Annotated in this window: 13 protein-coding genes; 5 read left to right on the top strand and 8 right to left on the bottom strand. The window is 68.7% G+C overall.

Annotation, left to right across the window (positions count from 1 at the left end; genetic code table 11):
- The first annotated feature begins 145 nt into the window (after positions 1–145).
- Complete coding sequence (gene aroD, locus HLH28_RS07955) at positions 146–1000, top strand: type I 3-dehydroquinate dehydratase (RefSeq protein ID WP_182957198.1); 855 nt, start codon at positions 146–148, stop codon at positions 998–1000.
- Between the two features lie 42 nt (positions 1001–1042).
- On the opposite strand, the gene HLH28_RS07950 is transcribed toward aroD, so the two are convergent.
- Entirely contained in the window at positions 1043–1573 is a 531-nt protein-coding gene (locus tag HLH28_RS07950; RefSeq protein ID WP_338029685.1) for a peptide deformylase, read from the bottom strand.
- Positions 1574–1600: 27 nt separating this feature from the next.
- Positions 1601–3082 (bottom strand): aminotransferase class V-fold PLP-dependent enzyme, encoded by a 1482-nt coding sequence (locus HLH28_RS07945; RefSeq protein ID WP_182957195.1) that lies wholly within the window; start codon positions 3080–3082, stop codon positions 1601–1603.
- 115 nt (positions 3083–3197) lie between these two features.
- Here HLH28_RS07945 and HLH28_RS07940 point away from each other — a divergent pair, with 115 nt between their 5' ends.
- Positions 3198–3659, top strand: a complete 462-nt coding sequence (locus HLH28_RS07940; RefSeq protein ID WP_182957192.1) for an Lrp/AsnC family transcriptional regulator — start codon at positions 3198–3200, stop codon at positions 3657–3659.
- 75 nt (positions 3660–3734) lie between these two features.
- On the opposite strand, the gene HLH28_RS07935 is transcribed toward HLH28_RS07940, so the two are convergent.
- A complete protein-coding gene (locus HLH28_RS07935; RefSeq protein WP_246395804.1) occupies positions 3735–4127 on the bottom strand; it encodes a winged helix-turn-helix transcriptional regulator in 393 nt (130 codons plus the stop codon).
- A gap of 78 nt (positions 4128–4205) precedes the next feature.
- Between HLH28_RS07935 and HLH28_RS07930 the strand changes: the two genes are divergently transcribed.
- The gene (locus HLH28_RS07930; protein WP_182957187.1) at positions 4206–4814 is read left to right on the top strand and encodes an FMN-dependent NADH-azoreductase; all 609 of its coding nucleotides are present in this window, start codon (positions 4206–4208) and stop codon (positions 4812–4814) included.
- Between the two features lie 41 nt (positions 4815–4855).
- On the opposite strand, the gene HLH28_RS07925 is transcribed toward HLH28_RS07930, so the two are convergent.
- The 3 genes from HLH28_RS07925 to HLH28_RS07915 form a co-directional block, all read right to left on the bottom strand.
- Positions 4856–5524 carry an HAD family hydrolase gene (locus tag HLH28_RS07925; protein ID WP_182957184.1) on the bottom strand — a complete coding sequence of 223 codons (669 nt, stop codon included), beginning with the start codon at positions 5522–5524 and terminating at the stop codon, positions 4856–4858.
- Positions 5525–5908: 384 nt separating this feature from the next.
- A complete protein-coding gene (locus tag HLH28_RS07920) occupies positions 5909–6088 on the bottom strand; it encodes a CsbD family protein (RefSeq protein WP_182957182.1) in 180 nt (59 codons plus the stop codon).
- An 87-nt stretch (positions 6089–6175) separates the two neighbouring features.
- Positions 6176–7378, bottom strand: a complete 1203-nt coding sequence (locus HLH28_RS07915) for a sugar diacid recognition domain-containing protein (protein ID WP_182957179.1) — start codon at positions 7376–7378, stop codon at positions 6176–6178.
- 214 nt (positions 7379–7592) lie between these two features.
- Between HLH28_RS07915 and HLH28_RS07910 the strand changes: the two genes are divergently transcribed.
- Both HLH28_RS07910 and HLH28_RS07905 read left to right on the top strand, forming a co-directional pair.
- Positions 7593–8906 carry an MFS transporter gene (locus HLH28_RS07910; RefSeq protein ID WP_182957176.1) on the top strand — a complete coding sequence of 438 codons (1314 nt, stop codon included), beginning with the start codon at positions 7593–7595 and terminating at the stop codon, positions 8904–8906.
- Between the two features lie 34 nt (positions 8907–8940).
- Entirely contained in the window at positions 8941–10080 is a 1140-nt protein-coding gene (locus tag HLH28_RS07905; protein ID WP_182957173.1) for a glycerate kinase, read from the top strand.
- 63 nt (positions 10081–10143) lie between these two features.
- Here the strand turns inward: HLH28_RS07905 and HLH28_RS07900 are convergent, their stop codons facing one another.
- A complete protein-coding gene (locus tag HLH28_RS07900) occupies positions 10144–10977 on the bottom strand; it encodes an alpha/beta hydrolase (protein WP_338029684.1) in 834 nt (277 codons plus the stop codon).
- On the bottom strand, positions 10974–12230 hold the full coding sequence (locus HLH28_RS07895) for an amidohydrolase/deacetylase family metallohydrolase (RefSeq protein WP_338029683.1): 1257 nt from the start codon (positions 12228–12230) through the stop codon (positions 10974–10976). Before HLH28_RS07895 ends, HLH28_RS07900 begins: the two co-directional genes overlap by 4 nt.
- Positions 12231–12353: the final 123 nt, after the last annotated feature.

Raw genomic sequence — 12353 nt, 5'->3', positions numbered from 1 at the left:
GCACATAAGGCCGGCCCCGCCCGACCGGGCAAGGGCCTCTGCCCTTGTCCACGCGATCGGCACGCCCCGGGGGAACCGAGTCGCCCCCGGGGCTTTGACGCGACGGAGGGCGTGCCCGGGGTGCGCCTGATGGAGCAGCGTGTCGATGCAGAGCAACACGGCCAGGGGCGCGACCCTTCGCGGCGTCAAGGTTCGGGGGGTCACGCTGGGCGTGGGCCGCCCCGCCATCATCGTGCCGATCATCGCCGCTACGGCGGCCGAGGCCCGGGCGGCTGCCCATCGCCTGGCGACGGAGGACGCGATCGACCTGGTGGAATTGCGGGTCGATTACCTGCATTGCGTGCTGGACGGGCCGCGGACTGCCGCCCTGTGCCGCGAAGTGCGTCATGTCCTGGCGCGCCATCCGCTGATCGTCACCTTCCGCACCGGGGCCGAGGGCGGCATGACCCCGATCGGGGACGAGGCCTATGTCGCCTTCTACGACCATGTGCTGAACGCGGCCGGTCCCGATCCGCTGCCGGACCTGGTCGATGTCGAATTCAATCGCGGCCGTCATGTCGTGCGCCGCATCGTGACGGCGGCGCGCGGCGCCGGAGTGGGCGTCATCCTGTCGTCCCACGATTTCGCCGGCACCGACAGCGCCCCGGCCCTGGTGGACCGGATGCGGGCGATGCAGGATTTCGACGTCGATATCGTCAAGCTGGCCGTCATGCCGCGCGATGGCGGCGACGTGCTGAATCTGCTGGCCGCGACGTATGAGATGCGGACACGCTGGGCCGACCGGCCGCTGATCACCATGGCGATGGGCGGAGTGGGCGTCGTGTCGCGCCTGGCGGGGGAGGTCTTCGGGTCGGCGGCGACCTTCGGCACGCTGGGCCAGCCGTCCGCCCCCGGCCAGATCGATGCCCATGACCTGCGCCATTGCGTCGATATCGTCCATGGCGCGGCGGCGCCCGACCTGCGTGTGGCGGGCACGCCGCCCCACGGGGCGATACCATGACGCAGGCGACGGCCCCGGGCGCGATCGGCGGGGCGGTTCCGCCTAATTCGTGCGGCGCAGTTTCTCGAAGCGCCTGACCACGCGGTCGCGTTTCAGGCGTGACAGGCGCTGGATCCAGAAGATCCCGTCAAGCTGGTCGATTTCGTGCTGCAGGCAGACCGCCAGCAGGCCCTCCGCCTCCTCCGACCGCGTCGCGCCGGCCAGATCGTGATAGCGGATCCGAACGCGCGCAGGGCGTTCGATGTCCGCCGAGACACCCGGCATGGACACGCTGCCTTCCTCGAACCGCACGGTCTCCGTGCCGGCCCATTCGACCTGCGGGTTCGCATAGGTGCGTATCTGGTCGTCCGCCGGCAATGCGATGACCACAAGTCGCAGGCCGATGCCGACATGCGGCGCGGTGATGCCGATGCCCGGGGCCGCGCGCATCGTATCCAGCAGGTCGGCCGCCAGCCGGGCCAGCGCGGCGTCGAACGTGGTCACGGGGGCGGCGACGCTGCGCAGGCCGGGGTCGGGATAAGGGACGATGGGCAGGACGGTCATCTCGGCGGCGAAGGTAGCACCGTGCGTCACGCCTGGCGAGAAACGGGCCGTCGGAGATCAGGCGACCCCTGCGGCGGCCTCTGGCGTCGGTCCGGCAGTCCGGAAACGGGCGGTTTCGCGATCGCCGACATAGAAATCGGCCATCGGGTAGGGGTTGCGCGCCAGTTCATCGACGGCGGCGATGATCTTCCCGGCCTTCGTGTCGTCCATCAGTACGCTGAAATTCAGGCGTGTCCAGCCGGGCTTGTCGATTTCCTCGCCCGCCAGGATCGCGGTGCGGAGCGCCTGCGACCGCGCCGCGTCGATCCCCAGCAGCCGATGGGCATAAGGCCCGGCGCAGGCGCAGCCGCCACGGGCCTGGATGCCGTAGCCATCGGACAGCATCCGGGTGAACAACTGCTGGTGGATCATGCCGCCGTGTCGCGGGTCGCGCACGCGGAACGAAAAGATCGGCAGGCAGGCCGTGGCCCGCGTATTGCCCAGGATCTCGATATTCGGGTTGCGGTTCCAGGCCGCCAGCGCCGCGCGGCGCAGGTCCGCATGACGGGCGTCCATCCGGTCCTGCCCGATGGCGTCCTTGACCAGGAAGGCCAGCCCCGCGCGGATGTCGCCGATGACATTGGGCGTACCGGCTTCCTCGCGGCAGGCCAGATTGCCCGAATAATCATGGCCCCATGGCGAGACGAACCGGACCGTTCCCCCGCCGCTGAAGACCGGCCTGTCGCGCGTCACGGCCGCGTCGCGGACGATCATGACGCCGGATGCGCCGGGGCCGCCGATGAATTTGTGGGGCGAGACGACGACGGCATCCTTCTCGAACGGCGTGCCGGCCTTCATGTCGATGGGCAGGTATGGCCCGCCCCCCGCATAATCCCAGACCGTGCGGGCGCCATGTCGTTTCAGCAGGGCCGTGACGGCATCCGTGTCGGTGACGAGACCCGTCACGTTCGACGCCGCCGAGAACGCCCCGACCTTCAGCCGCGACGGCCCGGCGGCGGCCAGCGCGGCCGCGAGTTCGCGCAGGTCGGGACCGCCTTCTTCCGCTTCGCCGATTTCCACGATCTCGGCGCCGCTCTCGCGCCAGGGCAGGATATTTGAATGATGTTCGTAGGGACCGATGAAGACGACGGGTGCCTCTCCGGCCCGTGCCGCTTCCTCCACCCCCAGCAGATGCACCAGGCGGTTCAGGCCCGCCGTCGCCCCGGACCCGGTGAAGATCGTGGAAAACGCCTGTGTCGCACCGCACAGGCGTGCGATATGCCCGCGCGCCGCCTGTCGCATGCGGGTCATGTATCGCCCGCAATACGACGCCTCGGTATGGCTGTTGGCGTAATAGGGCAGGATCTGCGCCGTCACGAACGACTCGATCTGGCGCAGCGCGCGGCCCGAAGCGACATAGTCGGCATAGACCAGCGCCTTGATGCCGAAGGGGCCGGGAACGGGCGCGCCTTCCCCGATCACGCCGTCCTGCAGGGCCGAAATGCCGCCGGCCATCAGGGAGGCGGCGAAATCGGAAAGCGGGGCGCGATCATCTTGCATGGGGTCTGTCCTCGGATGGCCGTTGGCTGGCTGCCGGTAAATTAGACGGTTCCGCCCGGGTAAACTTCACAATTTCATGCTTACATATGCGCCATGTGTGGTCATATGATCGGTAATGACCGTGAAACTGGATCATTTCGATCGTGCCCTGCTGCGGGCGCTGCAGAAGGATGCCACCCTCTCGCAGCGCGAACTGGCCGACGTCGTGGGGTTGTCGCAGAACGCCTGCTGGCGGCGGCTGCATGCCCTGCGCGAACGCGGGCTGGTGCGGGGGCAGACCGTGCGGCTGGATGCGGGGGCGCTGGGCCTGAAGCTGACGGTGTTCGTCATGGTGCGCACCCGTCATCATTCCCATGACTGGCTGCAGAATTTTCGCGGCGCGGTGACCGCCATTCCCAACGTGATCGATTTCTACCGCATCGCGGGCGATTACGACTACATGCTGAAAATCGTGGCGACGGACATGAATGCCTTCGACGAGATCTATCGGCGCCTGATCGCGCAGGTCGAACTGGACACGGTCACGTCCTACATGGCGATGGAAGCCATCTCCGACAATCGCGATCTGCCGATCTGAAAGGCGGGTTTAAAATCCGCCCTGTCGGCGATCCGACGCGTCTTTCAGGGGAGCGTCGGGGAAGAAACGTTTTGTCTACGGCTGCTTCGCGTCGAAGGCGGCCTGGGCTGCGTCGATGGCGTCCATGTTCGCCAGTGCCCATTCCCCCAGAGCGCGGACCGGTTCACGGAGGGAACGGCCCTGCGCGGTCAGCGCGTACTCCACCCGGGGGGGAATGGTGGGATAGATTGTGCGCGTCACCATCCCGTCGCGTTCCAGTCCACGCAGCGTAAGGGTCAGCATGCGTTGCGAAATGCCGCCGATCATCCGGCGGATTTCATTGAAACGGCGGGGGCCGTCGCCCAGCAGCATGACGACCAGGACGCTCCATTTATCGCCGACGCGCGCCAGCACGCGGCTGACCTTGCGGCAATCCGCGTGGTCGGGATCCGGCGCGACGTCGGTTACAGTTCTGTTCCCCTGTATCAAGAATGTGCCTCCTTGTGCGTCGGCGTCATGGTGACGAACATAGCCTCGGTTACAAACATATACCGGAAGCACATCCCGATGACACTCCTGCATCTCGACGCCAGCATTCTGCCTGGCGACCATTCGGTCAGCCGTGCGCTCTCCGCCGCGACCGTCGATCACCTGCTGGGTCTCGATCCCGGCCTGGCGGTGACGTACCGCGATCTCGTGGCCGATCCGCTGCCGCACATGACCCCGTCCAACCTGCCGCCCGATCATCCCCTGTCGCAGCCCGGCGACGAGGCCGCCCGCGCCGTCAGCGCGACGGTGCTGGAGGAATTCCTGGCCGCCGATATCGTCGTGATCGGCGCGCCGATGTACAATTTCACCGTGCCCGGGCAGCTCAAGGCCTGGGTCGACCGCATCCTGGTGCCGGGCAGGACCTTCAGCTACGGCCCCGATGGGGTAAAGGGCCTGGCGGGCGGCAAGCGCGTCGTCATCGTCCTGTCGCGCGGCGGCTTTTACGGCGCGGACACGCCCTATGCCGCGGCCGAGCATGTCGGAACCTGGCTGCGCACAGTGCTGGCCTTCGTGGGGATCGGGGCGCCGGACATCGTGGTGGCCGAAGGCGTGTCGCGCGGTGACGACATGCGTGCGGCGGCCCTGGCGGCCGCACGGCAGGCGATCGCGGCCCTGCCGGCGGCCTGACGGCCACGTCGCGACCCTGGCGGCGGGGCGGCGCCTGTTCCTTACGACCGGGTCTTCCGGATGAAGTCCAGCACCATGTGCAGGTCGTCCATGATCGCCAGGGCGTTCCGCCGGATGTCGTCGGTGGGTTCCAGCAGGTCCGGCACGACGATGACGGGCATGCGGGCGGCGTGGGCGGCGCGCGCGCCGCTGTGCGAATCCTCCAGGGCCAGGCACCGTGCGGGCGGGACGTCGATCCGGCGGGCAGCGGTCAGGTAGGGCTCCGGGTCGGGCTTGCCCCGCGTGACGTCGTCGCGCGTGACGATGACGTCGAACCGCCGCCGCAGGCCCGTCAGGGCCAGATGGTGATCGGCGCGAACGCGGCTGGACGATGTCGCGATCGCGCGGGGAATCCCCTCGGCATCCAGATAATCCAGCAAGGGCGTGACCCCGTCCTTCAGGACCAGCCGGCCGGCGTCGACCAGTTCGCGCAGATGGACCTCCTGCGCCGCGAAGAAGTCCTGCAGGGGGAAAGTGTCGCCGTAGGCTTCGCGCACCAGGGTGCGGCACCCGTCGGCCGCCACGCCCACCATGCGCCGGCAGAACGCGTCGGATACGTCATAGCCCAGCGTCACCCCGGCGCGGATCAGCGCATCCATGGCCAGGCTCTCGCTGTCCAGCAGCAGGCCATCCATGTCGAAGACCACGCCGTCGATCGGTTGGAATGTCATCGTTCCTGCATCAGGCATTCGGCCCCCCTGACCATGCGTCTTCCCTGGCCTACATCCCTGGAGTCCGTTTGGAAATTCGGTTTGCTGGAAATTCGGTCCGCCGGCGATCCGACGCGCGTTTTCCGCAGCTTCGCCACGGGCGATCACAAGGCTGCTCCGTTTCAATGCTTGAAAACGCACCACGAGCGCGCCTTTCCGGGGCGCTCTCCCTTGCCAGCGGACCGAATTTTTGAAACGGATTCCAAGACGTTGCCGCTGGGATGAACGCGACTCGCGCCCGTTCTGTCCGCGCGGGCGGAAACGGGGGGAAACGAATGGCGGTGGGAAAGGGATGATCCGGGGCGGCAGGGGGCAGGGCGGATCGCCTCCTGCCCCCCACGGCGGTCAGAGCTTGTTGAGAGCGCCCTTCATCGCGCCCTTGGTCTTTCCGGCCTGGCCCTTCACCTTCTGGGCCGCGCCCTTGGCTTCCAGTTCCGGATTATTCGTCGCCTTGCCGATGCCGCGCTTGACCTCGCCAAGCATCGTGTCGGCATGTCCTTTGACCTTGTCTCGCAGTTCGCCCATCTCGGTTACTCCATGATGGTGCCTCTCTGGCCGGAGGCCGGCAGGGATGAAACGTCCGGCGGGGACAAGGGTTGCGGTCCGGTTCCGTCATTTGCCCGGGGGCGCCAGCTGAAGCGCCAGGTACAGCGCCACGATGTCCTCGGTCCGCGTCAGGTCGACGCCGCAGATCCGCTCGATCCGCTTCAGGCGGTAATCCAGGCTGTTGCGATGCAGGTCCAGCGCCCGGGCCGTGGCGGCCTGCTGCATGCCGTGAGCCAGCCATGTCGTCAGCGTGCGCAGCAGCGGCGCATGCCGCGGGTTCTCGACCAGCGGTCGCAGGGGCGCGCGCAGTTCCTCCGCCCGCCAGTCCTGGTGCGGGCCGTCCAGCAGCACGGGCAGGCGCATGTCCTGGTAGAACAGGACCTGCCGGTCCGGATACAGCCGCCGGCCGACGGCCAGTGTCGCGCGCGCCACCCGGTAGGATCGCGCCAGCCCGTCCGGTCCGTCGAAATAGCGGCCCAGCGCCAGGCGCAGCGACAGGCCGGTGGCCTGGGTTGCGCGGGCCAGCAGGCGCGCCGCGCGCGCGCGGTGCCAGTCCTGGCTCCAGACCCCTTTCGCGTTCAGCGCGGGTTTCAGGACGACGATGTCGGTCAGGGACAGGGACGCGACCAGGTTGCCGCGTTCGGGCACGCTCAGCAGCGTGGTCAGCCGGTGCAATTCGCCCAGCAGCGCCGTGGCGTCGCGCACGTCGCCATGGATCTCCAGGATCGCCGCGACGCGTGGCCGCTGCAGGTCCACGCCCAACCGCGCCGCCGATTCCATCAGCGCCGGCACCGGGGCCTCGTCCCGCACCAGGCTCAGGACCAGTTCCTCGCGCAGGCGGGCGTCGTGCGAGACCATGCGGGTCTTCTGCGCTTGTTCCAGCATCGTCTCGGCGGCCATGCGCACCAGTTCGGCATAGGGCCGCATGCTGCCCGGCGTGCCGGTCAATCCGACGCAGCCCACCACCGCGCCGCCGACGCGCAGCGGCAGATTGACGCCCGGCCGCGCCGCCGTGCCGAACTGGCGCGCCGTGCGGGCATCGATCTCCACCGGCCCCTGGCGGGCGATGACCAGCAGCGCGCCATCGTGCATATGGCCCAGCCGCGCCGGGTCGCCGCTGGCCACGATCACCCCCCGCGCGTCCATGACGTTGATGTTGCAGTCGATGATGGCCATCGACCGGTCCACGATCGCCTGCGCCAGCGCCGGATCGATCGACCAGCGCGGCGGGGCATCCTGCGGCCGGGCGGAATCCGGGGCGGAAATCATCGGCACCATCGCGGGATATTGGTCGATTGCTTGAAAATTTATGGAAGAATCCGGCCATTCTTAGTGCATTTGCATCAAGCGTGCCAAGGCGTTTCTGCCTTACCGTGATGGATCGGTTCGGATGCAGGCGCGCGCGAACCAGCCCTTGCGGCGCCCCGGACCCGCGCGTTCCGGACGGCGCTGCGGGAGGCAGAACAAGCGTCGGGGAACAGGCATGCACAGCAGTGCGGTAATCTCGCCGCCGGTCGACGACCGGCTGGACACCGTTTTCAGGAAAGTGACGATCGGGCTCGTGCCCTATATCTTCGTCTGTTACCTGTTCAATTACCTCGATCGGGTGAATGTCGGCTTCGCCAAGCTGGAGATGCTCGACAGCCTGCATATGAGCGAGACGGCATATGGCCTGGGCGCGGGGATCTTCTTCCTCGGCTATATCGCCTGCGGGGTGCCCAGCAACCTGATGCTGCAGAAAGTCGGCGCCCGGCGATGGCTGGCGCTGATCATGATCGTCTGGGGCCTGCTGTCGGCCAGCCTGATGTTCGTCCGCAATCCGGCGACCTTCTATGCATTGCGGCTGGCCACGGGGGCGGCGGAATCGGGGTTTTTTCCCGGCCTGGTCCTGTATCTGACCAGCTGGTTCCCGGCGCGGCGGCATGGCCGGGTCCTGACGCTGTTCATGTCCGCGATCCCGTTGTCGGGCGTGTTCGGCGGCCCGTTCTCCGGCTGGATCCTGACGCATTTCGCGGCCGGGCAGGGGGGGTACGCGGCCTGGCAATGGCTGTTCCTGCTGCAGGGCCTGCCGACGGTGCTGCTGGGCATCGGCATGCTGCTGCTGCTGAGCGACACGATCGGCGGGGCGTCGTGGCTGACGCCGGATGAACGCGCGCTGCTGCAGGATGCACTGGACCAGGATCGCCTGAACCGGCCCGCCCAGCTGTCCGACACGTTCGGCGGGGTGCTGCGCAATCCGGCGATCTGGCTGCTCGGCCTGCTGTATTTCTGCACGCAGGCCAGCGTGTATGCGATCAATTTCTGGCTGCCGACCATCATCAAGGCCAGCGGCTATCGCGATCCCGGCACCATCGGATGGCTCAGCGCCATTCCCTACCTGACGGCGGCGATCTTCATGATCCTGATGGGCCGTTCGGCCGACCGGCGCCGCGAACGGCGCTGGCACATGGCGGTGCCGCTGCTGATGGCGGCGGCGGGGCTGGCGGTCGCCGCCCGGTTTCCCGCCAACGCGCCGGTGGCCCTCGCGGGGCTGACGGTCGCGACGGCCGGGGCGCTGGCCGGCCTGCCGCTGTTCTGGCCGCTCTGCGGCGGATATCTCGGCCCGGCCGCGGCGGCGGGCGGGCTGGCCCTGATCAATTCGACGGGTCAGATGGCGGGCTTCGTCAGCCCCTATCTGGTCGGCTGGATCAAGGATGCGACGCACAGCACCGACGACGCGCTGTATGTCCTGGCCGCCGTCGCGCTGCTGGGCGTGGCGCTGGTCCTACGGATGCCGGCGACACGCGTGAACCGATAAGACCCCGAAGGGGCAATCGTCCAAGGAGGCAGCAATGAAGATCGTGATCGTCTGTGATTCCTTCAAGGAAAGCCTGTCGGCGCTGGAAGTGGCCGACGCGATCGAGGCCGGTTTCCGCGAGATCTATCCGGAAGCGGCCTATGTGAAGCTTCCGGCCGCCGACGGCGGCGAGGGGACGGCTGAATCCCTGGTCGTGGCGACCGGTGGCCGGATGCTGCGCCGGGGGGTGACGGGGCCGCTGGGCGAACCGGTCGACGCCCATTTCGGCATCCTGGGCGACGGGCGGACCGCGGTCGTGGAAATGGCCGCCGCTGCCGGCCTGATGCTGGTGCCGCGCGGATTGCGCGACCCGCTGGCGGCCACGACATACGGTGTCGGGGAACTGATCCTGGCGGCCCTGGACCATGGTTGCCGCCATATCATCCTGGCCCTGGGCGGCAGCGCCACGAATGACGGGGGCGCTGGCATGGCGCAGGCCCTGGGCGCGTCGCTGCGCGACCGGTCGGGGGCCGAACTGCCGTTCGGGGGCGGTGCCCTCGGCCGCCTGGCGACGATCGATATGGCGGGGCTGGACCGCCGGCTGGCCGACTGCCGGGTCGAGGTCGCATGCGACGTCGACAACCCGCTGACCGGGCCGCATGGGGCATCGGAAATCTTCGGGCCGCAGAAGGGCGCGACGCCGGAGACGGTGCGGCGGCTGGACGAGAATCTGGCGGTGTACGGGCGCGTGCTGGAAAGCGCGCTGGGCCGGCCGGTGGCGGACGTCCCCGGCGCCGGCGCCGCCGGCGGCATGGGGGCGGGGGCGATCGCCTTCCTGGGCGCCACGCTGCGCCCCGGCGTGGACATCGTCACGGATGCGCTGGGGCTGGATGCGATCGTCGCGGACGCCGACCTGGTCATCACCGGCGAAGGACGCATCGACGGCCAGACGGTGCATGGCAAGGCCCCCGTCGGTGTCGGCCGCGTCGCCCGCCGCCATGGCCGCCCCGTCATCGGCATCGCCGGGTCGCTGGGCGCCGACGCGCAGGCGGTGCATGCCCATGGCATCGACGCGGTCTTCAGCGTGGTGAACCGCCCCTGCACCCTGGACGAGGCCCTGGCCGAAGCCGCCGTGAACGTCCGCAACACGGCGCGGAACGTCGCGGCGGCCACCGCCCTGTTGCGTCCGCGCTGACAGGGCCCGCTGACATGATCCGTCGCTGGGCCCGCCGTTGGACCGGTTGATCCGGACCGGCGGTCAGGGCAGCAGCAGGCACGCGATCCGGGTCAACTCGCCGTCGGGGTCGCGCAGCGTCTCCAGGATGCTGAAATGATCGGCGCCGGCCACCGGAAGCAGCAGGCCGGGCTGATGGGCGGCCGCCCGGAGGCCGTGCAGGGCGCGGCTGTCATGGCAGAGGGCCGGCAACTCGCGCGATCCGTAGGCGATGGCCAGCGGCTTGCCGACCGGGGGCAGGCGGAGGGGCGAAAATCGTTTGATTTCCGCATCCGCCAGGTTCAGCGCGGCGTTCAGCCCGGTATCGCGCAGCGGACCCAGTTCGAAGATGCCCGACACCGCCAGGCCAGCCGCGACGGCGGGGTGGCCCAGCGCCAGGGCGGCCAGCGTTCCCCCCGCCGACCAGCCGGATACCAGGATCGGCCCCGCGATTCCATGGGGTCGGCCGTGGGCCGCCAGCCAGGTCAGCGCGGCGTCGATTTCCCCGACGATCCGGGTTAGCGATGCTTCCGGCGCCAGCGTGTAGCCCGCCATTGCGACCGACCAGCCCCGTGCCCGCAGGCCCGCCGCCAGGCACGCGAAATGTTCGGGGTCGTTCCATTGCCAGTAGCCGCCATGCAGGAAAACCAGGCAGGGGGCGCCGGCCGACTCAGCAGGATACAGATTCCAGCGCTGCCGTGGCGCGGGACCGTAGGCGACGTCCAGCGTCGCGTCGCGGGGCGCGGTCCGGAACGCGGCCGACGCGGCGCGCAGCCCGGCCATGTAGGACCGGGCGCCCGGCACCGCGGCGACATTGTCATAGGCGGCGTCGCGTTCCGCGCGGCTCAGGCCGCCCCACCGGGTGGCCGGGTGCGTCACGCGACGGCCGGGATCAGCGGGCTGGTCGCGTCGTGCCGGCGTCCGGCGCGCAGTGCGAAGACGGGGGCGAGCATTTCGCCGGCCTGCACCGTGACGCCGCTGTTGTCCGTCATCTCGAACCTGCCGCGATGCAGCTCCAGGACCGAGATATCGGCCTCGCGCCCCACCTGAAGCGATCCGATCCGGTCGGCCATGCCCAGCATCAGGGCCGGATGGCTGGTCACCGTCGCCACGACCTCGTCCAGCCCCATGCCCAGGTACAGCAGCTTGGACATGGCGTTGGTCAGGTTGAACGGGGCCACGCCGGCGAAGGGGTTGCGGCCCCGGTCGGCCAGGTCGGTGGCCGAAGGCACGCGGACGTTGTAGCCGTGCATGTCCGCGCCCAGCGTATAGGGGCGGATGCCCGCCGCCATGACCGTCCGGGCCATGTCGAACGAGAAATGCGATCCATGCCCGACATCGACCGTGACGCCACGTTCCAGCGCCGCCCATACGACGGGATGGACCGCGTTGGTCTCGGTGGAAATGAATCCGCCCGGATGGCGCGTGAAAGGATGGGCCAGCACGTCGCCGGCCTCCATCAGCGGCACCAGCTCGCGCACGATCTCGTCCGCGTCGATGTCGGGCGTGTCGTCCTTGGTCGGCCAGAGCTGGCCCAGATGGATATAAAGGGGAATCCCGGCCTCGCGCGCGATGCGCTTGCCGATCCTGATGACCTCCAGCCCCCAGCGGGACACGCCGCCGATTTCGGCATGGGCCTTGATGCCGCGCACGATGTCCGCGTTTTCGCGCGCTGCGCGGACGGTATGTTCGATATTCGTCTGACCCGGCCCGTACAGTTCGGGATAGAGATGCCCTTCCAGCCCGCCGACCAGGTAGGCCGACAGGAAGCACAGGACCCGGCTTTGCGCGCGTTCGGCGATGAAATGGCGGAAACCGCCGATGGTCATGCAGCTGGGTCCGCCCTGGTCGACCAGGGTGGTGACGCCCGATTCCACGCCGACCATGTCGGGATCCAGCCCGAAGCGCCCGGTGACGTGCTGGTAGACATGGGCATGGGTGTCGATCAGTCCGGCGGTCACGATCCGGCCCGATACGTCGATGATCTCGCGTGCCGAGGCGTCGCCGCCGATGGCGGGTTCGATGGCCGCGATCCGGCCGCCGGCAATGCCGATATCGGCGACGCCATGCCGCTGGGTCATCGGATCCACCAGCGTGCCGCCCCGCAAAATCAGATCGAATGTGGGATTCACTGTTGCCTCCACCGCCGTTAACAGTCAGCATACTGACGATATGCGGGCATGCAAGCCTGTCGTGACGCGGGTGTTACGATTTCCGATCCCATCCGGGGAAAGGGACGGTCCCGCCTCGGGAAA

The sequence above is a fragment of the Gluconacetobacter tumulisoli genome (assembly GCF_014174155.1).
In the GTDB taxonomy this organism is placed as follows: Bacteria; Pseudomonadota; Alphaproteobacteria; order Acetobacterales; family Acetobacteraceae; genus Gluconacetobacter; species Gluconacetobacter tumulisoli.
The sequence above is the reverse complement of the archived record's forward strand: the minus strand, read 5'-3'. Positions and strand labels throughout refer to the sequence as shown.